A 24,931-nucleotide genomic window follows, 5' to 3' on the forward strand; every position below is an offset into this window, starting at 1 on the left:
ACGAAAATTTCACGTCTTAAACAGTCTCTTTTTTTTGTTTAAAATTTCATTCTACAATACTATAGTTTTCCCGGGTGTTGGCACTGGGTAATTTCCTAAAGCATCAGGTAAAACAGGAGGTGTAGTACTCATATTAGTTCCATCGGTATAATTAAATAAGGCTACTTTAGATTCAATTGCTTTATCCCATTTCATTTCTTTTCCAGACCAACCAGACATTCTACCAAAAGCACCTGTCATAGATGATTGAGCCGCATAAAAGCCATCATTAATATATTTTTTACCGTGGTAAATACTCTCCATTAATACTTTTTGAACTTTATCATGTGCACCATGAAATTTTCCGTATTTTTCACTACTTGCTGAGAAAATTTCTTTGCCTTTATGGTTGTATATTTTTGCATTTCCATTAATTACACATTTACCTTTTGTCCCATAAAAATATTCTCCATTTTTATTTTTACAATTAGGTATATTTCTGCTATAACTATGAACAGAAACACCATTTTTATATTTAAAATTTGAAGTTAAACTATCAAAACCACCTAAAGAACCTGAGAAATCTTTACCTGGAGATTTTCCTCCCATTGCTATTACAGATTCTGGATGAGGCTCATTTAAAACCCAGTTTATAATATCTAAATTATGAACATGATATTCTTCTACATTTCCACCACTTACCCAAGAAAATGATCTCCAATGTCTGTTTTGAAACTCCATTTCTGTCCAATTTTCTTTTCTAGGTCTAGACAAATCACCAATAGGTCTTCCCATCCAATAACATTCAGCAGTTAAAATATCTCCAATTGCACCATTATGAATTTCATTAACAACAGCCTGGTAACCACTTGAGTATCTTCTTTGAAGGCCTGCTGCTAAATATAATTTTTTTTGCTTAGCCAATGCAGCAGCAGCCATAACTTGTTGAAATCCTATTGAATCTACACATACAGGTTTCTCCATAAATACATGCTTATTTTGCTTTATAGCTTCCTCTAAAATTTGAGGTTTAAATGCCGCTGGAGTGGTAATAAAAACAACATCTGCTAACGCTATTGCATCTTTATAACCTTGAAAACCAGTGAATTTAGTTTCTTCAGTTACTTTAATTCTACTTTTATCTTTTACAGCATCTAAAAGTACTTTTTCCTTAACATCTATTTTGTCTTTAAACAAATCACACATTGCAACAAGTTCTGTTGGAATTTCTAAATCTAATGCCGCTTTTACTGCTCTTGCTCCTCTTCCTCCACAACCAATAAATGCTATTTTAAGAGCATCACCTGAACCGCTATTAAAACCTAATCCATTTGCCAATACTCCTGTTGAAGTTAAAAGTCCAGCGCTAACTAAAGCAGAATTTTTTATAAAATCTCTTCTTTCCATGATACTATATATATTTATTACTATTTGGTTTATTATTCTAACATAGAAGAAAAGAACATTTCTGCTTCTTCTTTGCTTGGTTGTTTTAGTGGTCTTACCAATCTGAATCCAACAAATTCAGAGTCTGTATTCCACCAAAAACTTTTTGGTAATTGAGGGTCTCTAGCTTTCCAATCATCTGTTGAGGTTATTCTGTTTGTACTTCTACAACCGGTTTCATCATCCATAAATGAACCTCCACGAACTGATCTAGGATACAATGCATCTGGCATTCCTCTAGGATCTTTTTCTCCGTCTTTAAGTTTTGAATAAAAATCTGCATAATATTGGTCTAAACACCATTCTGCAACATTTCCATAAATATCATACAGCCCATTTGGATTTGGTTTTTTTAATCCAACTAGGTGAAGTTGCTCTTCTGCATTTTTAGCATACCAGGCATATTCGGCCAATTTTTTCTTCTTTTTCCCAAAAAAGTAAGGAGTTTCTGTTCCTGCTTTTGCTGCAAATTCCCATTCTGCTTCGGTAGGAATTCTGTAAAAAACACCAGTTCTTTTGTACAGCCAGCGACAATATGATAAAGCTCCATATTGTGTTAATCCAACGGTTGGTTTCATATCTTCATCCTCCAAACCTTTTGAAGGGTCTTCATAAGGGCTTGATGGTCTTGAAATAACTTCAGGGTTTGGTTTTCCGTTTGCTAATAAATCTCTTGTAGCATCTGTAAATAATAAAAACTCTTTGTGAGTTACTTCATATGCTCCCATCCAAAAAGAACTTACTTCAACTTGTTTTTGGGGCAATTCATCTGTTTCTTTTTTCTTATCTTTTTTTGCCGCTCCTAACAAAAAGGAACCACCTTTAATTGGTACCATTTTAAACGAAACATCAGTTCCATCTATATTTTGTGTGTAAGGTGAAAATTCATTTTGAGCAATTCCTTCAATTGAAAAAAGGACTATTGCTAAGATTAAAACTTGTAATAATTTCATGTATCTACATTTTTATTTTAATGGTCATTCTTTAACTTCGCTCAGCACAAGCATGGTGCTCGTTATTAGTGATTTCCTTGTATGTTAAAATTGGTTCTGCGTGTTTTATAAATATATAATTTGTAATTTTAATTATTTGGTAAAACTCACTTTAAATTTTACATTCAACTCGTCTTTTGTTTTTAATTTTCCAAAAAAGGCTGTTGGCTTAACAATATTAAACATAGACATTAAAACGTCTTTATTTCCTTCAAAAGAAATTGTGTTCAATTCAGTATCAAATGAGCTGTTTAAAGATACGCTAAATGGTTTTTCTACTCCTGCAGCAGCAATTGTTCCTTTTGACTCTAAAACAAACGTAGAATCAGTTATGGAAACAATTTTATTTTCAGTTGATTTATATACAATTGAAGGGGTTTCGGTACTTTTTAATGCTTTTTTTATTTTTGAATTCATAATAGGCCCACGCCCACTTTCCATTTTATCTACAGGGAAACTAAATTCTAAATTTGAATATAAAATAGCTCCAACCTCAATTTTAAAATCATTAATTAACGTGAAACTACCTGTAGCTTTTAAAACTTCTACAGACCAATCGCTAACAGTTGAAGTGCCATCAATTTTCATTGCTGCATTTTCAGATAGCGTGTATGTTGTTTGTGCTTGAATTCCATAATTTAGTAAGAATAGTGTTACAAACAGTTTTATTATTTTTATGTTCATTAGGTATATATTATTTACTTGTTGTTAAAAAAATGTGTTGTTTCAAAAAATATTCCGTTGTTATTAAACAACAATAATTCTACGTTGCTATGCTTATTTAAAATTGTATTTATTTCAATTTTATCTGTCACTATATTAAATGTTGAGGCCAAATAATCAGCAGTTGTTGCGCTAGTTGCAATAACTGAAGATGTATAATTATGTATAACGGGCATTAAATTTTTAGGATTAATTATATGTGAATACTTTTTGCCTTCAATAATTTTATATCTATACGTTTTCCCAGAAGTAGCAATTGCTTGTCCTGATTTTAAATTTACTGAATAATTTGTATACTTATTTGCAGATACTCCAACTGTCCAATATTTGGCGTTTTCGGGGTTTCCATAAACTCTAATATCTCCTGCGGCTTCAATTAAAAAGGACTTGAATTTTTTATTTTTTAAAAACTGATAAACTTTATCTATTATATAACCTTTGGCTATTCCGCCTAATTGCAGTTCACTTTTTTTATTTAGTAAATAAGAATTGTTTTCAATTTTTAAAACCTTAGGTAAACCTATTCTATCACCATATTTACGGATGCATTTTTTGGTGGGATATTTTCCTTTGTCTCCGGCTTTATTCCAAAGATTAATTAAAGGTTGAATAGAAATATCAAAATAACCATCGGTTTTGTTAAAGGCAATTTGAGCATATTTTAGTATCTGAATTAATTCGTTTGAAGGGTTTGTTATTTTTCTCTTTTTATTTAGAATGCTAATTTCACTTGATTTTAAATAATTGCTGAAAATTTTATTTAATGAATCAACATACAAATAGGTTTCAATAGCAAGAGCATCTGCACTATTTTTATCGGATGTGTAAAAAACTAATTTAAAATCTCCTCCTAACTTATTTTCGATATAGGAAAATCTTTTTGCATACATATTAACTGCCGTAAATACAGCTATTAATAACACTATTTTTTTACAAAATATTCTATTTTTTTTCAACCTTATTGACTTCAAAAATTATCAACTGCTCAAAGTTATTTTATTAATCACTTTTTTTATATGATTAAATCATCTATTTATTGTAAAATATAACCAAACTAAAATATATTTCCTTTAAAAATTAATACTTTAGGCAATTGTAAAAAGAATAAAATATCCATATTATGATTTATGAAGAGTTGCTTAATCAGAAAATAAATTCCATAAATTTCACCCAAAAATTATTTGAACGTACCAATTTAGGCTTTTTCGCGAAGAATATTGAAGGAAAAATAATTAGTCTAAATACATTTATGTTATCTATTTATGGAGTTGATAAAAAATCTACCGTATTGGGAAAATGTGATTATGATTTTTTACCTGCTCATTTTGCTAAATCAATTATTAAAGATGACCAATTTGTGCTAAAAGAAGGGAAATCTATTATTGATAAAATTGAAATGGTACCTTTTGTTGATTTTAAAACTTATTGGTTAAAAACGTCAAAGTATCCAATATTTGATAATAAAAATAATGTTATTGGATTAATTGGAGTTACATCAAAACTGAATGAAAACGGAGCTTATAATTTTAAAAATAAAAAGCTAATTAAGGTTTTAAAATATATGGAGACGCATATTGACAAAAAAATATCTTTAGATGATTTATGTGAAATTGCTTTAATGTCCAAAACATCATTATTAAGAAATTTTAAAGAAGATTTTAAAATATCCCCTATTGCTTATTTAAAGAAAGTACGATTGCATTTAGCTTGTAAGATGCTTAGAAATTCAGATAAAGATTTAAGTTCAATTGCATATTCTTGTGGCTACCACGACCAGAGTCATTTTAATAAAGATTTTAAAGCTATGCTAAATGAGACTCCTAAAAAATATAAAATAAGGTATGAAAACTTAAATTCTTAAATAAAAAATGAAATGGAAAAACCACTATCTACAATGTAAAAAGTGGTTTTTCACCTTATCAAACAATTATACTCAGGGATCCAAGTGAATATAATGAGTAGTAAATTTATAGTTTGTTTTAAATTATCTCTATGATAAATATCATTTTATTAAAATAAATTTAAAAAAAAGTTAATTTTATTTAAATTTTTATAATTTTCATTTCCGAAGTGACCTTGCTATTTACAATTTTTCAGAAATATAAAGGCGTAAAAAAAACTTCCAATCTCTTGAAAGTCTTACTATCACTAGTGGAGAAGATGGGAGTCGAACCCACTACCTCTTGACTGCCAGTCAAGCGCTCTAGCCAGATGAGCTACATCCCCAAAACCAAAATTCTTAATTTATATATTCTTTCAATATATCTTTAAGTATTTCAATATCTTTCTCTTTGTTACGTACAATTTTTAATTGATCATCATACTCAAAACTATAATAATTAATTTCAATTAAATTTACGTTCTTTCTTGAAAGAACATCTCTTTTACGTTCATTATACAATTTTTGTTGTTCTTCTCTAGAAACGCCACTAATTGTTCTAGTTTCGGATTTGGGATCTTCATTAAATTGTTGCTTTACACGATATTCAATCACAAGATTTAAACTGTGGTAAAAACCATCTAATGGAAGTTTAGTTCTACTAATTTTATCTTTATGAAAATCCCCTAAAAGGAATGGGAAAGTATATTGTCTTGATGCTTTTTCATTAAGTATTTCATCACATAAATTTAAAACGTAGTATTCGTCGCTATTTTCTCTTTTTTGTATACCAAGCTGTTTTTTTGTTATCTCTGCTGTTTTTTCAACTGGAGAATATTCAGATCCTTCTCTTACCAAATACCAATACGTATTTTTTTCGTTTCGTTCTGCATGAACAAAAGGAATTTTGTCAAGTGCATTTTCTTTATCTAACTCTCTTAAAACTTTTCTTAGCGGCATACCCTTTTTAAAGTCTCTTGTAAAAACACCTGCACTTATTAATGCTGGCATAATATCTTTTGCAGGTATCCAATCTTCTTTATGAGTATTAAAATATTCAGCAATTACTCCATTAATTTGTTCTATGTTATCCATACTCATCTCTTTAATACTCTTGTTTATAATTGTAGAATTCTACCTTTTTTAAGAAAGCGCAAAATTATTAATATTAAATGGACTTACAATCTATTTCTTGATAATAAATTACGGTATTTATATCTGAAAAGTATTACTTTTTTTGTTTATTTCTAACATAAATTAGTTTAAAACGACCTTTACTTTGGTTATCACGTTGTTCAATTTCAAATTGAGGTAGTGATTTAAATAAAGGTGTTAGTTTATCAAACCCAAAATTACGTGAATCAAAATTTGGTTGCTTCTTTAAAATTAATGAACCAACATCACCCATAAAAGCCCAACCATCATCATCTGCAGTATCATCAACAGAGTTTCTTAGCAAGCGTATTATTTTAGGTGTAATTTTATCGATACTCGCTTTTTTAACTTTTGGTTTTCCAGTTTCAGCATCATCATCTAATTTATCTAAAATTTCTAAATAGATAAACTTATCACATGCTACAATAAACGGGTCTGGTGTTTTCTTTTCTCCAATTCCGTAAACAACCAAACCAGCTTCTCTTAAACGTGTTGCCAGTTTTGTGAAATCACTATCTGATGAAACTAAACAAAAACCATTTACCTTTTCTGAATATAAAATATCCATGGCGTCAATTATCATGGCTGAATCTGTTGCGTTTTTACCCGTAGTATAACCGTACTGTTGAATTGGAGTTATTGCATTTTCTAATAAAATGGCTTTCCATTTAGATAGATGAGGCTTGGTCCAATCTCCATAAATACGTTTTATAGTTGGTGTACCATATTTGGTAATTTCCTCCATCATTTCTTTAATATAACGTGATGGAATATTATCGCCGTCTATTAAAACGGCTAGTTTTATATCTTTAATCATAATGGATAAAGATACGGAATAAATCACTTAAAATAAATTAGAAAACAGGTGATTTTTATACATTAATTTAAAAATATAGTATAATAAATATTAAGTATTTAATTTTCTTTCTTTTACTAATTTGTTTTTTAGCTGAAGTACTAATGATGGGGAAGAATTAAATAGCCCGGCTGTTAATGAAATTTTAAAGGTGTATTATTTTCTGATAATTCAGAACAAATTATTAGTGTAGCTTTTATTTCACGAATTATCATTTCCCTTTATCTATTAATTTTTTGTTGCAACTCAAATTTAATAGAAGAAGGAAGAGTTTTGTGGAGTACAATTTTAGTGCAATTATTAAACTGAGAAAAAGGAATAAGCTCTTTTTGAAAAGCGTTAACAAAAGCAGCTGTGATATTAAGCCAAGGCTCAATTGAAAGCTGGTAAATATTTAATGTTGAGGTTTTCCTATCTGCTTTGCAATCCATACGAGCCGCTAATTTTCCATTCCATAAAATTGGTAGTGTAAAATAACCAAATTTGCGTTTTGCAGCAGGGACATAGCACTCTAATAAATAATCAAAATTAAACAATTCTTTAGTGCGTTTTCGCTGTATTAAAAGATTGTCAAAAGGAGATAGTATTTTAAGTTTATTGATTTTTAATGGTGTGTTCAATAATTGCAATGTAGATGGCAATGTATAGTAAACAGAATCTTTAATAGTTATTTGTATTAATTCTCCATTTAAAATCATTTCCTGTAAGGTTTTTGATACTAGAGGTTTGGTGTTTTTTAGCAAATATGCAATTTGCAAAGCTTGTCCAATTCCGTTTGCTTTTAAATATCGTGTAATTATAAAACGAGCGTATTCATTAGAACTTGGAGTTGATGTGTTAATAGTATTTGGTAATATACGTTCAGTTAAATCATAAACTTTATGAAAATTGTTTCGGTGAGAAATCATTAATTCACCTTGCATAAAAAGTAATTCCAATGCTTGTTTAGCTGGTTTGGTTTGCCATTCGCCAAATTTGTCTCCTTTATTGTCAAAATCTTTGGACATTAAAGGACCTTCATTTGATATTCGCTTTAATACCATTTTCATTAAAGATTCATCGCGTTTATACCAATGATTTTCTTTTTCAGTAGCAATGGCATGTTTACGGGGTAAACTAAAACGAAAATCTTTTATGGGTAAATATGCAGCTGCATGCGACCAGTATTCAAAGATCTGTTTATTGGTCATTAAATCATCTAAGTGAGAAATTGAATATTTTGGGTTTCTATTCCAAAGTGTATGATGGTGCGCTCTCTGAATTACAGAGATTGTATCAATTTGAATGTAACCAAGATGTTCAATTGCATACAGTGTGGAGTCTAGAGGGTTTTTATGCTGTTTAATAGGAGGGATTCTCTGGGATAACAACACCAACTTTCTAGCTTCTTGTATGGAGAGTTTTTCTTTTTTATTAACCATCTTACACTATCATTTAGATACCTCTCTTTTGTTCTTTTGAATCTTGTTTTTAAAAAGTGTTATAATTATTTTTTTGGTTCACGTATTAATTGAATATAAACAGGGTAGTGGTCGCTATAACCATTTATAAATCTGTTTCCAGCAAAACTTCTATGAGGATATCCTTTGTATTTTCCTGTTTGTGTGGTTAAATATTGCGGATTAAATACATTTGCTTTATACATTTTATAGGTTGAGAAATCTTTTTTTGTTGTTAGCAACGGTGAAGTAAACATTATTTGATCAAACAAGTTAATATTGTCTCTGTATACTAGTGTGTTTTGCCCACGTCTAAACATATCTTCCATTGGGTTGTAAATATCACCTTTTTTAACCTTAGATTTTTTTGCTTTTGTTTTTAAAACTTTTTTTAGGCTGGTGTTTGTTGGATCATCGTTTAAATCTCCCATAATAATCACTTTTGGATTTGGATCTGAGAGTTTTATTTTTTCAATTATTTGAGTATTTAAATAGGCTGCTTTTTCTCTTTTAGAGCGGCTTTTCTCTTCGCCACCTCTTCTAGATGGCCAGTGATTAACAATTATATGTATTAATTCATCGTTTAAATAACCCGAAACCAATAATTGATCTCTGGTGTAAATACGTCTTCCTTTTTCATCCCAAAGTTTTAGTTCAAAATTTTCATGATGTATTGGTCTAAATGCATTTTCTTTATATAATAAAGCCACATCTATTCCTCTTAAATCAGGTGAATCATAATGAATTATTTGATAGTTTTTATCTTTTAAATTATCAGTATTTAAAAGGTCTTCTAGCACTTTCCTGTTTTCAACTTCTGCAACGCCAATAATATCTGGGCTATTGTTAGTTTCTTTAACTCCGATTTCTGAAAGAACTTTAGACATGTTTTCAAGTTTTTGTTTGTAAACTCCTTCTCGGTTCTCTTTTATTCCCATTATTGGACTTTTCTCATCGTCCTTTTCAATATCATTAATAGTATCAAATAAGTTCTCAAGGTTGTAAAAAGCAATCGTTTTTATTTGGTAATTTTTTTGAGAAAATACCGTGTTAGATACTAGTAAAAAGGTAATTATAAATAGTAAAATTCTTTTCATTGGTTTATTTTATTGTTTTTTATCGGTCATACTTTTCATTTGTAAACTTTAAGCCTGGAGTTAATAATTCCTTTGAGTGATAAAAAGGTTAACATGCTTACTTTACAAATAGTACTGAAACAGATGCTAATGTACTAACAAACTTTAAGCCAAGTTAAATTAATTCAGGCTGAAATATTATATTAATTATTGTTTTTGCTGTGATTTATTATTCTTTGTATGAAAAAGCGTCAATAGCAATTGGTCCCGTTAAATTTCCTTTATAATGTTTTCCTGTAACTCTAATTTCTAGTTTATGCAGACCCTTTGGTAACGTGCAAGTTTCATATATAACCACATTATGGAGGTTAGTGCCAAAATAACAATCTATTTTTTCAATAAAATTATCATCAATATAAACTTCAGCGCTACCCATTTTTTTGTTAATATTTCCGTAGCATTTAGCTTGAGTTCCATGAAAAAAGTAAACGGCTGATGCTCCTTCTTGCTCAGATACTTGTTCACTTCCCTTATAAATATTTTTACCGTTTAAATTTTTTGTCCAATTTCCGTTATATATAATTGAATAGTGAGAATCATCTACTTTATTCAGAAGTTTATTAGTGTAATTGTCTTCTAAAATTACAATTTCGTATTCAGCTTCATCTTTGGTGTTTATAGGGTATTCAATAGCAAAACTTTCATAAGGTTTTAAATTAGGGATTTCAAATTCTTTGATTTTATTTCTCTTTTGATTTAAATATTGATATATGTTTAGTTTGGAAGGAGTTGAATTTTTTAGACCAAAATTCTCAACTACAGTAGTTAAATATTGTTTATTGTTTTTAGTTTCAATTTTAAATGGAACTGTTACTAAAGAAGCTGGGTCTTCAGTTTTTTGTGGCAATAAAGCGTAACCAAAAACTATTGCGTTTGTTTTAGATTTCCCTAAGAGTTTTAAATCATAATCTGCTGAGGTGATTTTTGTTTTATTCCAATTAAATGTAAGGATTAAACCATCTTTTGTAGCTGTAAAGCTTTTAACTTTAGCGCCTTTTCCAAAATTTACTTCATCTGAGCTTCCTAACCGTAAAGATTCCATGTTAATGTCGCTTTGAGGGTTAAAGTTTTTTTCAGCTTTTATACTAACTTTTACCTCGGTTGTTTTATTGTCTATTGGTTTGGTGTTTACAATTTCTATCAAACGTTCAACAGCTAAAGGCATTATTACATGTTTAGAACTGTGATTGTCGTTGCCTAAATCTAAATGTTTTTCAACATCAATAACAGCTAATGATAAGTGTGTTGCTCTCCCATAGCTGTCTTGCTGAACCTTTGGTCTTTCAAATTTGGCCCACTTGTTTTTAGTACCATCGGTATATCTAAATACGGTTACGTCATATGGTTTTCCAGATTCTATTTTCCAATTTATTCCGTCTAAAGAACGCATATAAACAGATTTTTTGTCCACTGCATGATTGAAGATTACATGATACTGATGGCGACTTTTCCAAATTACAGGATCTTCAGGGTAACCACTATAACGATCGTAATTACGTACAGAAACTATTTTATAAGGGCCAAGTAAACTTGTATTTGAAATCATTACATCACCACGTTTTGTAAAAAAGAGAAAACTCTCATCTTTACGTTGTAAACCTGTTAAATTGGTAAATAAGTGAGATAGGCCTTTGTATCCACGAATATCAATTTTAATTTTTCCAAGCTTTTCCCAAGGACCTTGTAATTGTTTTGAAGTAAAAATTTCTCCTCCACTAATATGTAGCATATAACCTCCATCATTAAGTTTTACAACCTCAGGATTATGCGCTTTGGGGAGCACAGTTCCGGTAACTTTAAAAGGACCAAAAGGGTTATTTGCAATTGCATGTGCTACTTCCGATTTTGGCCAACCCCAATGTCCTGTTTCTTCTTTCCACCTTGCAATTGAAATATGGTATTTTCTATCTTTTCCCAACATAGGGTTTCCGCCCCAATAACACCATTTATTATCTTCTAAGCCATTTTTTACGTCTCTTGGGAGCACGTTTTTAGCTCCCCATATTTTTTTATCAGTTAACTTTATGTGAATTGGCATTGGCAATATAAAATCTTTGAATTGGCCACCGGTTACGATCTTTTGGTTAGGAACATAAGGTACTTGAGATATGCAATTAATTGAAGGGTTTAAGCCGAAGATTAAGCAAATTGTGAAAGTTATATTTTTTAAATAATTCATTTTATAATCCTATTTGGTATTGCGTTTTTTTAAAGTATAGTTTAAGTTAAAAAAAAGCTTTTGTATGCTAATTTACTATTAAAACTTTGAGCTAAGTTCTATATTCAATTTTTAATAATGAAAATAATTTTGTAGTTTGAGAAAAAATTGTGAATGAAAAAGCTAATTATTTTAGGTTTTTTGTGTGTCTTCTATTGTCAAAATTCAAGAGCGCAAAAAACTTCTTCTATTAGAGGGGAAATCTATGCCGTAACTTTAAATACACCTTTAGAAGGTGTTGAAGTAAAAGTTGTAGAATTGTTAACCTCTTCAGAAACTAATAAAAATGGTGAATTTAAAATAAACAACTTACCTACGGGGAATTACCTTGTTTCTTTATTCTTGGAAGGTTATGAATCTCAAAAAATCCCAGTTCATTTAAAAGATGAAGAGGATTTAGATTTAGGGGTAATTTATTTAACACCTGTAAGAAATGAACTTCAAGAAGCTAATTTAATAGCAATTTCTGATGAAGATTTTTTGGATAATGAAAATCAAAATTCAGATTATATTGCCGGATTATTTCAGTCTTCTAAAGATGCTTATTTAAGAGCTGCGGCATTTAATTTTAGTCAGGCTTGGTTTAAGGTTCGTGGTTATGATTCTAGTTATGGAACAATTTCTATAAATGGAGTTGAAATGAACAAACTTTACGATGGAAGACCGCAGTGGAGCAATTGGGGCGGTTTAAATGATGCTTTAAGAAATCAACAATTTTCTAATGGAATACAAGCTTCTGAAACTGCTTTTGGTGGCGTTTTAGGAACTACAAATTTTATAACAAGAGCTTCAGAATATCAAAAAGTATCAAAAGTTTCAGTGAGCTCTACAAATAGAAGTTACACAAGCAGACTTATGGCAACTTACGCCAGTGGGGTATTAGAAAATAATTGGTCTTATGTAGTTTCAGGCTCCAGAAGAGCAGCTCAAAATGGCTATTTTGAAGGGACTACTTACAATTCTTGGGCAGCTTATATTTCTGCGGAAAAAATATTAAACGACAATCATAGTTTAAGCCTTACTGCATTTACGTCATTTAACCGAAGAGGGAAATCATCACCAAACACAGAAGAGGTTTTGGATTTGAGAGGTTATAAATACAATTCCTATTGGGGAAAACAAGAAGGCAATAAAAGGAATTCTAGAATGAAAGAGATTTTTGAACCTGTTGTAATGCTAAGTCATTATTTCGATTCAGATAGTTTTTCCTTACAAAATTCTTTAACCTATCAATTTGGTCATATAAGTAACAGCAGGTTGGGGTATTTTAACACTCCAAATCCAGATCCTACTTATTGGAAATATTTACCAAGTAGTTTTTTAAGGTTTGAAGATAATTTAGATTTTTCAAATGCTTATTTAACAGAACAAGAATTTTTAAAAAATGGTCAAATTAATTGGCAAAATCTGTATGATATAAATAATGAAAATGGAAACTCATTATACTATTTATATGAAGATAGGGTTGATGATTCCCAAATCACTTTTAATACATTGTTAAATGCAAGTATAAGTAGTAGTCTTAATTTAAATGCAGGATTAACTTATAAAAATTTAACATCGAACAATTATGGAAATATGTTGGATTTGCTGGGTGGTAGCGGGTTTGTAGATTTAGATCAATACGCAATAGGTGAAGCGCAACAAAATAATTTAAACAACCCAAATAATATAGTTTCTGTAGATGATGAGTTTCAATATAATTATAAAGTTTTTGCAAATGTAGCAAGTGCTTTTGGGCAATTGCAATTCACTAAAAATAAAGTAGATTATTTTGTTGGTGTAAATTTAAAAAGTACAACTTACCAAAGAAATGGCTTGTTTAAAAATGGTACCTATTCAGAAAATTCCTTTGGTAAAGGTGAAAAACAAGTTTTTTTTGATGTTGGTGTCAAAACAGGATTAACTTATAAATTTTCTGGGAGGCATTTAATTAATACCAATTTAGCCTATGTTTCAAATGCTCCTAACATTAGAAATACATTTTCTAACTCAAGAGTAAATAATAATGTTACTCTTAATTTAACAAGTGAAAAAATACTAACAGGAGATGTTAGCTATCTTTTTAGATCTCCAAAAGTTCAATCGAGAGTCACTGCTTTTTACACTAATTTTAGCGATGCTATTGAAAATTCTTTCTTTTTTGCAGAGGGTTTATTGGGTGATCAGGCTGATTTTGTAAATGAGATTATTACTGGAGTTGAGAAAAGAAATATTGGTATTGAGTTAAGTGCAGAATATCAATTAACGCCATCGGTTAAATTAATAGCGGTTGGTTCAGTTGGGCAATATACCTATAATAACAATCCTCAATTATATCTTCAATCTGAAAGTTTTACAGATGAAAATAGTGATTTTGGGATATCTTATCTAAAAAATTATCGAATTTCCGGAACTCCTCAAAGAGCATATTCTTTGGGTTTTGAATATCGAGACCCTAATTATTGGTGGTTTCAAACAAATGTAAATCTATTAGCGAATAATTATCTGGATATTTCACCATTACTGAGAACTGATAATTTTTATTTAGATGCAGATGGAGTTCCTTTTGTAGATAATGAAACGGGTGTAGAAGTAAATCAATTACAGGTTGATGCCTTGCTAAATCAAGAGAAGTTTGAAGATGCATTTCTTGTGAATTTAGTAGGAGGTAAGTCCTGGAAGATTAAGGATGCTTATTTAGGTGTTTTTGTTGGTGTAAATAATTTGCTAGGTGAAGTATTTAAAACTGGTGGGTTTGAACAATCGCGAAATGCTAATTATCCAGAATTAAAAGAAGATAAACAATTAGATAAGCCAATTTTTGGACCTAAGTATTGGTATGGAAATGATACCTCATACTATTTAAATTTATATGTAAGATTTTAAATAAAATAAGCTTATTCAAATTTGACACATAAGTTGGGCCTATTAGCGAATACCAGGTGTCATCAAATAAAATAAAAATATAGACACATGAAAATGTATAAAATTTTAAAATTAAGCCTACAAGCTGTTTTTGCCTTTAGTGTATTAGTAGCTTGCGTAAAAGATAATGATTATTCAACGCCAGAAGTTGGCTGTGTTGAACCTCTTATAACAGCGACAAATTCAATAGACCAGATAAAAGAAATGTACACTTTTGGAGGAGCAACAATAATTGAAAAAGATGTTGTCATTAGCGGTTATGTTGTTTCAAATGATAGAGCAGGAAATATATATAAATCCATATCTATTCAAGATAAACCGGTAAACCCAACTTCAGCCATAAAAATTGCTATTGATGAAACCGATTTGTACACCAAATATAATTTAGGAAGAAAGATTTATATAAAACTGAAAGGTTTGGCAGTAGGCTATAGTTTTGGAAGTATTCAAATAGGAAAAGCGAAGGATGGTGAATTAGGTAGAATTCCATCTTCCATTCTTAATGATTTTGTGGTGCGTTCTTGTGAAGTGACAGAGATAATACCAAAGATAATTTCTATTGATGAGATTGATAAAAGTATGTTGGAAATGTTAGTTGAGATTGAAAATGTTCAATTTAAGGAAAATGAATTGGGACAATCTTTCGCTAATATTGATAATACGGAAACAGTTAATAGAACGTTGGAAAACTTCACTACAGATTGTGAGTTAAAAAATGTAGTAATGCTCAGAAATAGTGGTTTTGCGGAATTTAAAAATCAATTATTACCAGAAGGAAAAGGTACTATTATTGGGGTTTTGGGGAATTATTATGAAGATTTTCAACTATACATAAGAGATGTTAATGATGTTCAGTTTACCGAAACCAGATGTGATTATGCAAATGCATTTCAGCCAAATGTTACTTTATCTGAAGTAAACCAGTTATTTACTGGTGATAGAATAGAATTTGGAGTTAAAAATAATTATGTGGTTGAGGGTTTTGTAATTTCAAGTGATGAAAAAGGGAGTTTTCAAAATCGCTTGGTTGTTCAAGATGCTATTGAAAATCCAAGCGCAGGAATTCAATTATTAATTGATCAAGAATTAATTTTTGAACAATTTAATGTTGGCGATAAAGTGTTAATTAAACTAGATAAATTGTATGCTGTTAACCAAGACGGATTCTTAACTATTGGTTTTCCTAAAGGAACAGGCGTTACAGAGATAGATATAGAATACGTTAATGATTACGTTTATAATACAAAAGAGCACTTTACTATTATTCCAAAAGAAATTTTATTAAGTGAAACTAGTGATGTAGAAAACAAAAATATTTTAGTAAAAGTATCTGATGTGCAGTTAATGAAAAGCGAATTGGGTAAAGCATTTGCCTATTTTAGTGGTGATGATAACGGATTTAGAACCTTAGAAACGTGTAATGAATCAACTAAACTATCAGTTTTTACAAATGGAAAAGCAGAATTTGCAAATGAAATGTTTCCTGAAGGTCATGGAAGTATTACAGGTGTATTGTCTAACACAATAGAAATTAGGGCAACTAAAGATTTAGAGTTTAATTCAATTTTTGAAGTATGTCCTATTATTATTCCTAAAATAATGATTACTGAAATTGCAGATCCTAAAAATAGCGTTTCTTCAAGATTTGTTGAATTGTATAATGCAGGAGAAACTGAAGTTAATTTAACGGGGTGGAAATTAAATAAATATTTGAACGGATCATTAAAAGTTTCTGGCAGCGCACTTGAGTTAAATGGAATAATAATTCCAGTAGGAGGTTTTGTGATAATTGCCAATACCGGATTTGAGGAGGTGTTTTCTATAATTCCAACAATTGAATCGACCTATATTTCGGGTAATGGAGATGATGTTTATGAGTTAATGGATACTGCAGGAAATAGAGTAGATATATATGGTGTAATTGGTGAAGATGGAAGCGGAACTAATTGGGAATATTTAGATGGGCAGGCAAAACGTAATTTAGAGGTGAAAAATCCTAATAAAAAGTTCATAATTAGCGAATGGGAAGTGTCTTCAAATGTGAATAATATTTTCATTAATCACCCAAATACGCAGAAAATCGCTCCAAATGACTTCCTTCCAAATTATAGATAACGCAATACGAACACTTAAAAGTGTTAAAAAGTTGCGGAATAATTTAACGAAAACGTATTTTAATTAAGAATAGTGTAAGTTTTGAAAAAAACGTTATTGATGTGCTAAATTTTTTAAAATTTAAAAATATATGCTTTTTTGTGATAAATTTGAATAGTTAAAACAAAGAAAAATAATTACTAAAATTTAATATTATGAATAAGTTTAAATTATTAACAATTGCGTTATTTTTAGGATCAGCAAGTTTATTTGCAAGTACAATTATTAACCCTGTAGTTTCAAAAGATGAAATCAGAAAACAAATTGTAGAATTAGTAGCGTCTTCAACAGGAAGCGTTGAAAATGAAATAGTAGTTGATGTAACTTTTACTTTTAGTACAGAAGGAGAGATAGTTGTAAAGAAATTAAGTACTAGAGATAAACATGTTTTAAAATTTGTTCGTGAGAATTTAAATGGGAAAAAAATAGCAAACCCAGGTAGAGCAAATAGAAATTATACAATGCCAATTATAATAAAATAGGCATTATAAAGATTGAATTAATTAAAAAGACTCAAGCTGAAAGGTTTGAGTTTTTTTGTGCCTTAGTTTTAATAAATAAACCGCTATTTAAAGCTTTTTAACTTAATTTATATTGCGTTTAGGGTGTTCAGTAAATTTATAGAATAACCTATAAGATAAAAAATAGAGAATTGTGTTAAACAAATAAAAAGCTCAAATTAAACTAATTTGAGCTTTTTTATTGTGTTGTTTTTTAAGAAGTTACATTCTTTTAGAAAGAATAGTTCAGTCCAAATACCCAGTAAGTTTGTAATTTATTGTCTACAGTGTCAAATGTTTCTGTTAAATTATTATCGTTAACTAAAGAGTAGTTTAAAGCTTCTTGTTTATTTTTTCTTAAACCTAAATCAAATCCTACACCAATCCCTTTCCATAAGGTATATCCAAATGAGTTTGTCCAAGTCCAGTTTGAATAATCAGAACTTTTATAACTTTGAAATGTTGAGAAATTAGTTTTAAATTTAATAGCTCCTATTTGTTTTGTGTAATCTGCTACTATTTTTGCACCTAAAGATGATTCAAATATTGTTTCACCACTACTAAAAACAAAATTATAGTTTAATGGGTGAATAACTACAACTAAATCTTTAATAGGTGTCCAAGTAGCACCAACCCCAATATCTAAATATCCAGGATCATTAAAGTTACTTAAAACTGAAGTTCTGTATTCACCTAATGTAGATATGGCAAATTTTTCACTTAGTTTTTTACCGTATAATGAAGAAATAGTTAATACATCATTACCTTCTTGAAAATCACTATTATCAGTATCGTCATCTTTATCGTCGTATTTTACCCAGCTTAAGTTTACATTTGCTGAATTTCTCCAGAAAAACTTTTCTTCTAGTAAATTAGCAAAAGCATTTACTGTAAATCCAATATTTCCTGTTGCTGAATTTGGATTTCCTTTTGAATACCAATTGTCAAAACCAGATAAATTCCCTCCAATTGTTCCAAAAGCTCCTTTTTTCCATCCAGGAAGAGCGTTAATTTTACCCTGAATAGCATCTACTTCAGCTTTTAAAGCTGAAATTTTAGCTTTTTTGGGTGCTTGTTCGGCTTTTAGCTCTTCTAAAGTTTGTGCCTGACTTAATGTTGCAATTAAAATAAACGCAACAAGTAAATAAATTCTCTTCATAATGTGCTTTTTTAAATTTATGTATATCAAAAATATATATTATAAGACAAATTGTTAACCATAAAGTCACAATTATTTAGAAATTTAAGAAAAAAAAAGATTTAAAGATCTAAAATACAGGAGTATATTTTTAAAATAGTGTTTGTAATACTTCAAAACAGCCTAATTTTTGGTGTATTATTAGGCTGTTTAATTTTTATTTAGCCTTAAAAAGAGGTACCGTTGAGCAGGCTTCTCCAAACATAATTGATTTTGCTACAGGTTGTAGTTTTTCAATAAGTTGAATATAGGCTGTTTGCGGTATTGGTTTATTGGCACAACCTTTTATAATAATAGGCCTTTCTGTATAGTCTTCAATCTTAAAGTTTGAAATTATTTCTTGAAATATAGAATTTTCTAAATCAGAAAGGTTTCCAACAACTGTTTTTTTAGCAACTGGTGCTAGGTAAGTGGTTATTAACATAAAAGCCCAAGAAGGTATAATGGCATCAGCCGAACAGGACAATGCTACAAAATGATCTTTATATTTACTCCAATCATGATTTTTTAAATGTTCACGAAAATCAGACTCTTTTAATATGAGTTCATGAAATAGCCAATGTTTAATATCTATAACTGTCCTTTCGCCTTTAGGATAATAATCCTCAAGGTCAATTGTTTTCAATTTGCTATTGGCAACTCTATTTACAATTTCGTCACTCATTTATAGAAAACCTAATTCAAGTTTAGCTTCTTCACTCATCATGTCTTGTGTCCAAATAGGGTCGAAAGTAATTTCAACCTCAGCATTTGACACTTCTTCAAGTGTTTTAACTTTTTCCTCTATTTCAACGGGTAATGTTTCTGCTACTGGGCAATTAGGTGATGTAAGGGTCATTAATATTTTAACATCGTTGTTTTCACTAACAAATACATCATATATTAATCCCAATTCAAAAATATCAACCGGAATTTCAGGGTCATAAATAGTTTTTAATACTTCAACTATTTTGTTACCTAATTCTTCAACTCTAGTACTACTCATGTCTTAATTCTTCTTTATATTCATTCTAAATAAGAGCAAATATACAATTATTAACTTAATTTTGAATGAAAAGCTAGAGCGTAAAGTTTAATTTGTTTTATCATGGAAACTAAACCATTTGCGCGTGTTGGAGAAAGGTGTTCTTTAAGCCCTATTTCATCAACAAAAAATAGGTCAGCTTCTAAAATATCGGATGGTTTTTGATTGTTAAAAACACGTAATAATAGAGCAACAATACCTTTGGTTAAAATGGCATCACTATCAGCTGTAAAATTTAGTTTATCTTCTTGTATTTCAGAATGTAACCAAACTTTTGATTGGCATCCCATTATTAAATTTTTATCCAATTTATAAGCATCATCAATTATTGGTAGTGATTTTCCAAGATCTATAATGTACTCATATCTCTCCATCCAATCTTCAAACATTGAAAACTCGTCTATAATTTCTTCTTGTATTTCTTTGATAGTCATTTTTTAAACTTATTTTTGCAAAAATAATCACATATAGTGTGATAAAAAAGAATATAATCACATATTATGCCTTTTAGGTGGCATTAAGAAACATTTATATGAGTAAATTATTAGTAGTTGGTACGGTTGCATTTGATGCTATTGAAACACCATTTGGAAAAACAGATAAAATTTTAGGAGGAGCGGCAACGTATATTTCACTATCAGCAGCTCAATTTGGTGTAAAACCGGGAATTGTATCAGTTGTAGGAGGAGATTTTCCGAAAGAGTATTTAAAAAAGTTAAATGAAAAAAATATCAATACAGAAGGTATTGAAATTGTTGAAGATGGAAAGACATTTTTTTGGAAAGGAAAATATCATAATGATTTAAATACAAGAGACACTTTAATTACAGATTTAAATGTTTTAGCAGATTTTAATCCTGTTGTACCTAAAGAATTTATGGATGCCGAATTTTTAATGTTAGGTAATTTACACCCAGCAGTTCAAATGAGTGTAATTAATCAACTTGCAAAACGACCAAAGTTAATAGTTCTAGATACTATGAATTTTTGGATGGATAATGCATTGGATTTATTGATGGAAGTTATAGCTAAAATTGATGTTATAACTATAAATGATGAAGAAGCCCGTCAGTTATCAGGTGAATATTCTTTGGTTAAAGCTGCACATAAAATTCACAAAATGGGACCAAAATATGTAGTTATTAAAAAAGGAGAACATGGTGCATTGTTATTTAATAACGGAAATGTATTTTTTGCTCCAGCTTTACCTTTAGAAGAAGTTTTTGATCCAACAGGAGCGGGAGATACTTTTGCTGGGGGATTTATTGGGCATATGGCTAGAACTGGAGATATTTCATTTGAAAATATGAAAAGAGCCGTAATTTGTGGATCTAATTTAGCTTCATTTTCTGTTGAAAAATTTGGAACAGAGCGAATGGAAAGTTTAACCAATGATGAAATACAAAAAAGGCTTTTGCAATTTAAATTACTAACCCAATTTGAAATTGAATTAAACTAAAAAATCACTAAAATTCTGCATACGTGCAGAATTTTTTATTTTAAATATTACTACTATACTAAAACTAATACTATGAGCGACGCTATTAAGCATGAATGTGGAATTGCAATGGTTCGATTATTAAAGCCACTGCAATATTATAAAGACAAATATGGCTCTGCATTTTATGGGTTAAATAAAATGTATTTGTTAATGGAAAAACAGCATAACCGTGGTCAGGATGGAGCTGGAATTGCAAGTATAAAATTTGATGTAGAGGCTGGGACAAGATATATAAGTAGAGTTCGTTCAAATAAATCGCAGCCAATTCAAGATATATTTTCTCAAATTAATGGAAGATTAAACTCCTTAAATGAAGAAAATCCAGATAAAATTGATGATGTAGAATGGCAGAATAACAATGCCCCATATATAGGTAACTTGTTTTTGGGTCATGTACGTTATGGAACTTTTGGGAAAAATGGTTTAGAAAGTGTACATCCTTTCTTGCGCCAAAGTAACTGGAGACATAAAAGTTTAATTGTTGCGGGAAATTTTAATATGACCAATTCAAAAAGGTTGTTTAATGATTTAGTTGAAATAGGTCAGCATCCAAAAGAGTTAACAGATACTGTAACTGTAATGGAGAAAATCGGTCATTTTATTGATGATGAAGTAACCAGATTATATAAAGAGGTTAAGGGTGAAGGGATTGGCAAGAAAGAGGCTTCGCCAATTATAGAAGAACGAATGAACGTTAAAAAGATTTTAAAAAGATCTGCCAAAAACTGGGATGGTGGTTATGCAATGGCTGGATTATTAGGTCATGGAGATGCATTTGTTTTACGTGATCCTGCAGGTATAAGACCGGCATTTTATTATAAAGATGATGAGGTTGTTGTAGTTGCTTCAGAGCGACCGGTTATACAAACAGTATTTAATGTAAAAATTAATGATGTAAAAGAAATTGAACCAGGTCATGCTTTAATTATAAAAAGAGATGGTAGTATTACCACTCCGCGAGTAACAAAAATTTTACCTAAAAAAGCATGTTCTTTTGAACGAATATATTTTTCAAGAGGTAGTGATACGGATATTTATAAGGAGCGTAAAATGTTAGGGAAATTAGTATTTCCTCAAATTTTAGAAAAGATAGATAGAAATTTAAAAAACACAGTTTTTTCTTATATTCCAAATACAGCTGAGACTTCATTTTATGGAATGCGTGAAGCAGCTGAAGATTTTTTAATTTCAAGAAAAACGAGAAGAATTTTAAATGGAAAAGGAACACTTTCTGCTGAAAAAGTAACTCAAATTATTTCAGAAAGACCACGTGTTGAAAAATTAGCTATAAAAGATGCAAAATTAAGAACCTTTATTGCGGATGACAGTAGTAGGGATGATTTAGTAGCGCATGTTTATGATGTTACTTATGGAATTGTAAAACCAAATGACAATTTGGTTATTATAGATGATAGTATTGTAAGAGGTACTACTTTAAAGAAAAGTATTATTAAAATATTAGATAGACTAAATCCTAAAAAGATTGTAGTTGTGTCATCTGCGCCTCAAATTCGTTATCCAGATTGTTATGGGATTGATATGGCGAGAATGGGTGATTTTATAGCCTTTAGAGCCGCTTTAGAATTGTTAAAAGAGGCAAATAGATTTAATGTAGTTGAAGAGGTTTATAAAAGATGTAAAGCTCAACAATCTTTAGATGATACAGAAATAGAAAACGCAGTTAAAGCAGTTTATGATTCATTTACAGATGAACAAATTTCTAATAAAATTGCTGAAATGCTTAAAACTGACGGAATCACTGCTGAAGTTGAGATAATTTACCAATCGGTTGATAATTTACACAAGGCATGTCCAAATCATTTAGGTGATTGGTATTTTACAGGTAATTATCCAACACCAGGAGGAAATAGAGTTGTAAACGATTCATTCATTAATTTTTATGAAGGATCAGATAAAAGAGCTTATTAAAGTTCTAAAAAAAAGTAACAAAAAAAGCGCCATTGGCGCTTTTTTTTATGTAAAATGATTTTTTTATTTGTTTTCAGCATAAAGCTTTTCAACATGATTCCAGTTTATTACATTAAAAAATGCATTTATATAATCTGGTCTTCTGTTTTGGTAGTTTAAGTAATAAGCATGTTCCCAAACATCTAAAGCTAAAATAGGGAAACCTCCACAACTTACACCTGGCATTAATGGATTGTCTTGATTTGGAGTAGAACAAATTTCTACTTTTCCTCCTTTATGAACACATAACCATGCCCATCCAGATCCAAAACGTGTTGCAGCCGCTTTAGCGAAAGCATCTTTAAAAGCATCAACTGATCCATATTCAGCAATAATAGCATCTTTTAATTCACCAGATAAATAACCTTTACCTTCAGGATTCATTACATCCCAAAATAAACTATGATTGTAAAAACCACCACCATTATTTCTAACAGCTGCATTATTCATATCTAATCCGCTTAAGATTTCTTCAATAGAATTTCCATCTAAATCAGTTCCTTTAATTGCATTATTTAAATTATTAGTATATCCTGCATGATGCTTTGTATGGTGTATTTCCATTGTTCTTGCATCAATATTTGGCTCTAACGCATTGTAAGCGTACGGTAATTTTGGTAATTCGAATGACATAGTGTTATATTTTTTTATTAAACTAATTTTTTTCTTGCTACCCAAAGGTAACGAACCAAGTTCATTATAAAAAATCCTAAAAATCGAATGTTTTTATAGTAGTATTGGTTTATCTTATAAAGTTAAAGAAACTTTTGGAGAATAGGCAATTAGTAAATGGCATTTTCAGGGTATTTTGCCATAAATTCTTCAGCCTTATCAACCATATTTTTACTTCCGCAAAAGAATGGAACTCTTTGGTGTAATTCCGTTGGTTTTATATCTAAAATTCGTTTATAACCATCAGTTGCTTTTCCGTTTGCTTGTTCGGCTAAAAAGGCCATTGGATTGCATTCATATAATAATCTAAGTTTACCTTTTGGACCTATGGAGCTAGTTGGATATAAATAAATCCCTCCTTTAATCATATTTCTATGAAAATCTGAAACTAAAGAACCAATGTAACGGGATGTATAGGGTCTGTCATCTTTTTCTTCCTGACAATATTTTAAATAATCTTTTACTCCTTGAGGGAAATGTACATAATTACCTTCGTTTATTGAGTATATTTTTCCGTCTTCAGGAAATTGGAAATTTGGATGTGATAAGTAAAATGATCCTATTGCAGGATTTAATGTAAATCCATTAACCCCATGACCAGAGGTGTAAACTAACATGGTTGAAGTTCCATAAACTACATAGCCTGCGGCAACTTGTAAATTTCCTGGCTGTAAAAAATCTGACATTTCAACCGGAGTTCCAATTGGAGTTATTCTTTTATATATTGAAAATATGGTTCCAACTGAAACATTAACATCTATGTTTGATGAACCATCAAGCGGATCGATTAAAACAACATATTTATTTTCATTGGTCTCGTTTTTTCCTTTAATGGTAACAAAAGTGTCTTCTTCTTCACTAGCTATTCCACATACAATTTCTCTGTTAATTAAGGTTTTCATAAAAACATCATTGGCATAAACATCTAGTTTTTGCTGATTTTCACCTTGTATATTAACTTCCCCAGCATTTCCCATAATATCAACTAACCCCGCTTTATTTACGTTGTAGTTTACAATTTTTGCGGCTAATTTAATTGAACTTAATAATCTTGAAAATTCACCAGAAGTAGATTTATAATGTTTTTGATTCTCAATTATAAATTCTCCTAATGTTAAGTTGTTAGTTTCCATATTGTTTATATTATGATTTATACAAATATCGAAAAAATTAATTTTAAAATT

21 protein-coding genes and 1 tRNA gene are annotated in these 24,931 nt (G+C 29.9%); 6 read left to right on the plus strand and 16 right to left on the minus strand.

Features of this window, described 5'->3' with window-relative positions; translation table 11 throughout:
* Positions 1–51: 51 nt before the first annotated feature.
* The 4 genes from DAD81_RS05690 to DAD81_RS05705 all read right to left on the minus strand — a co-directional run bounded on the left by DAD81_RS05690 (position 52) and on the right by DAD81_RS05705 (position 4,096).
* Positions 52–1,386 (minus strand): Gfo/Idh/MocA family protein, encoded by a 1,335-nt coding sequence (locus tag DAD81_RS05690; RefSeq protein ID WP_111707266.1) that lies wholly within the window; start codon positions 1,384–1,386, stop codon positions 52–54.
* Positions 1,387–1,418: 32 nt separating this feature from the next.
* The gene (locus DAD81_RS05695; RefSeq protein WP_111707267.1) at positions 1,419–2,378 is read right to left on the minus strand and encodes a formylglycine-generating enzyme family protein; all 960 of its coding nucleotides are present in this window, start codon (positions 2,376–2,378) and stop codon (positions 1,419–1,421) included.
* Between the two features lie 132 nt (positions 2,379–2,510).
* Positions 2,511–3,101, minus strand: a complete 591-nt coding sequence (locus DAD81_RS05700) for a hypothetical protein (protein WP_111707268.1) — start codon at positions 3,099–3,101, stop codon at positions 2,511–2,513.
* A gap of 14 nt (positions 3,102–3,115) precedes the next feature.
* A complete protein-coding gene (locus DAD81_RS05705; protein WP_111707269.1) occupies positions 3,116–4,096 on the minus strand; it encodes an FAD:protein FMN transferase in 981 nt (326 codons plus the stop codon).
* Positions 4,097–4,260: 164 nt separating this feature from the next.
* Here DAD81_RS05705 and DAD81_RS05710 point away from each other — a divergent pair, with 164 nt between their 5' ends.
* Positions 4,261–5,001: a helix-turn-helix domain-containing protein gene (locus tag DAD81_RS05710; protein ID WP_111707270.1), complete on the plus strand. Its 741-nt coding sequence runs from the start codon at positions 4,261–4,263 to the stop codon at positions 4,999–5,001.
* 291 nt (positions 5,002–5,292) lie between these two features.
* Here DAD81_RS05710 and DAD81_RS05715 read toward each other — a convergent pair.
* From DAD81_RS05715 to DAD81_RS05740, 6 genes are all read right to left on the minus strand, one after another.
* Positions 5,293–5,366 (minus strand) — tRNA-Ala (locus tag DAD81_RS05715).
* 13 nt (positions 5,367–5,379) lie between these two features.
* The gene (locus DAD81_RS05720; RefSeq protein ID WP_111707271.1) at positions 5,380–6,114 is read right to left on the minus strand and encodes a hypothetical protein; all 735 of its coding nucleotides are present in this window, start codon (positions 6,112–6,114) and stop codon (positions 5,380–5,382) included.
* 133 nt (positions 6,115–6,247) lie between these two features.
* Positions 6,248–6,991 carry an NYN domain-containing protein gene (locus tag DAD81_RS05725; protein WP_111707272.1) on the minus strand — a complete coding sequence of 248 codons (744 nt, stop codon included), beginning with the start codon at positions 6,989–6,991 and terminating at the stop codon, positions 6,248–6,250.
* Between the two features lie 260 nt (positions 6,992–7,251).
* Entirely contained in the window at positions 7,252–8,451 is a 1,200-nt protein-coding gene (locus tag DAD81_RS05730) for a winged helix-turn-helix domain-containing protein (protein ID WP_111707273.1), read from the minus strand.
* Between the two features lie 65 nt (positions 8,452–8,516).
* Complete coding sequence (locus tag DAD81_RS05735; protein WP_111707274.1) at positions 8,517–9,566, minus strand: endonuclease/exonuclease/phosphatase family protein; 1,050 nt, start codon at positions 9,564–9,566, stop codon at positions 8,517–8,519.
* Positions 9,567–9,774: 208 nt separating this feature from the next.
* Positions 9,775–11,784, minus strand: a complete 2,010-nt coding sequence (locus DAD81_RS05740; protein ID WP_111707275.1) for a glycoside hydrolase family protein — start codon at positions 11,782–11,784, stop codon at positions 9,775–9,777.
* A gap of 153 nt (positions 11,785–11,937) precedes the next feature.
* On the opposite strand from DAD81_RS05740, the gene DAD81_RS05745 reads away from it, so the two are divergent.
* The 3 genes from DAD81_RS05745 to DAD81_RS05755 all read left to right on the plus strand — a co-directional run bounded on the left by DAD81_RS05745 (position 11,938) and on the right by DAD81_RS05755 (position 17,366).
* Positions 11,938–14,691 (plus strand): carboxypeptidase-like regulatory domain-containing protein, encoded by a 2,754-nt coding sequence (locus tag DAD81_RS05745; protein WP_111707276.1) that lies wholly within the window; start codon positions 11,938–11,940, stop codon positions 14,689–14,691.
* A gap of 87 nt (positions 14,692–14,778) precedes the next feature.
* Complete coding sequence (locus DAD81_RS05750; RefSeq protein WP_111707277.1) at positions 14,779–16,845, plus strand: DUF5689 domain-containing protein; 2,067 nt, start codon at positions 14,779–14,781, stop codon at positions 16,843–16,845.
* Between the two features lie 194 nt (positions 16,846–17,039).
* Positions 17,040–17,366, plus strand: a complete 327-nt coding sequence (locus tag DAD81_RS05755) for a hypothetical protein (RefSeq protein ID WP_111707278.1) — start codon at positions 17,040–17,042, stop codon at positions 17,364–17,366.
* Between the two features lie 250 nt (positions 17,367–17,616).
* On the opposite strand, the gene DAD81_RS05760 is transcribed toward DAD81_RS05755, so the two are convergent.
* The 4 genes from DAD81_RS05760 to DAD81_RS05775 form a co-directional block, all read right to left on the minus strand.
* Positions 17,617–18,543 (minus strand): DUF3078 domain-containing protein, encoded by a 927-nt coding sequence (locus DAD81_RS05760; RefSeq protein WP_111707279.1) that lies wholly within the window; start codon positions 18,541–18,543, stop codon positions 17,617–17,619.
* A 196-nt stretch (positions 18,544–18,739) separates the two neighbouring features.
* Positions 18,740–19,246 (minus strand): DUF2480 family protein, encoded by a 507-nt coding sequence (locus DAD81_RS05765; RefSeq protein WP_111707280.1) that lies wholly within the window; start codon positions 19,244–19,246, stop codon positions 18,740–18,742.
* Positions 19,247–19,567 carry a DUF59 domain-containing protein gene (locus DAD81_RS05770; protein ID WP_111707281.1) on the minus strand — a complete coding sequence of 107 codons (321 nt, stop codon included), beginning with the start codon at positions 19,565–19,567 and terminating at the stop codon, positions 19,247–19,249.
* 50 nt (positions 19,568–19,617) lie between these two features.
* A complete protein-coding gene (locus tag DAD81_RS05775; RefSeq protein ID WP_111707282.1) occupies positions 19,618–20,040 on the minus strand; it encodes a SufE family protein in 423 nt (140 codons plus the stop codon).
* A gap of 98 nt (positions 20,041–20,138) precedes the next feature.
* Here DAD81_RS05775 and DAD81_RS05780 point away from each other — a divergent pair, with 98 nt between their 5' ends.
* Together DAD81_RS05780 and DAD81_RS05785 are read left to right on the plus strand one after the other, a co-directional pair.
* Positions 20,139–21,065 carry a PfkB family carbohydrate kinase gene (locus DAD81_RS05780; RefSeq protein ID WP_111707283.1) on the plus strand — a complete coding sequence of 309 codons (927 nt, stop codon included), beginning with the start codon at positions 20,139–20,141 and terminating at the stop codon, positions 21,063–21,065.
* A 72-nt stretch (positions 21,066–21,137) separates the two neighbouring features.
* Complete coding sequence (locus DAD81_RS05785; protein ID WP_111707284.1) at positions 21,138–23,036, plus strand: amidophosphoribosyltransferase; 1,899 nt, start codon at positions 21,138–21,140, stop codon at positions 23,034–23,036.
* Between the two features lie 63 nt (positions 23,037–23,099).
* Here DAD81_RS05785 and DAD81_RS05790 read toward each other — a convergent pair whose 3' ends face one another.
* Positions 23,100–23,708, minus strand: a complete 609-nt coding sequence (locus tag DAD81_RS05790) for a superoxide dismutase (RefSeq protein ID WP_111707393.1) — start codon at positions 23,706–23,708, stop codon at positions 23,100–23,102.
* A gap of 149 nt (positions 23,709–23,857) precedes the next feature.
* On the minus strand, positions 23,858–24,880 hold the full coding sequence (gene fbp / locus DAD81_RS05795) for a class 1 fructose-bisphosphatase (protein WP_111707285.1): 1,023 nt from the start codon (positions 24,878–24,880) through the stop codon (positions 23,858–23,860).
* Between the last annotated feature and the right edge of the window lie 51 nt (positions 24,881–24,931).

The organism is Lutibacter citreus, from assembly GCF_003260195.1.
Taxonomy (GTDB): Bacteria; Bacteroidota; Bacteroidia; order Flavobacteriales; family Flavobacteriaceae; genus Lutibacter; species Lutibacter citreus.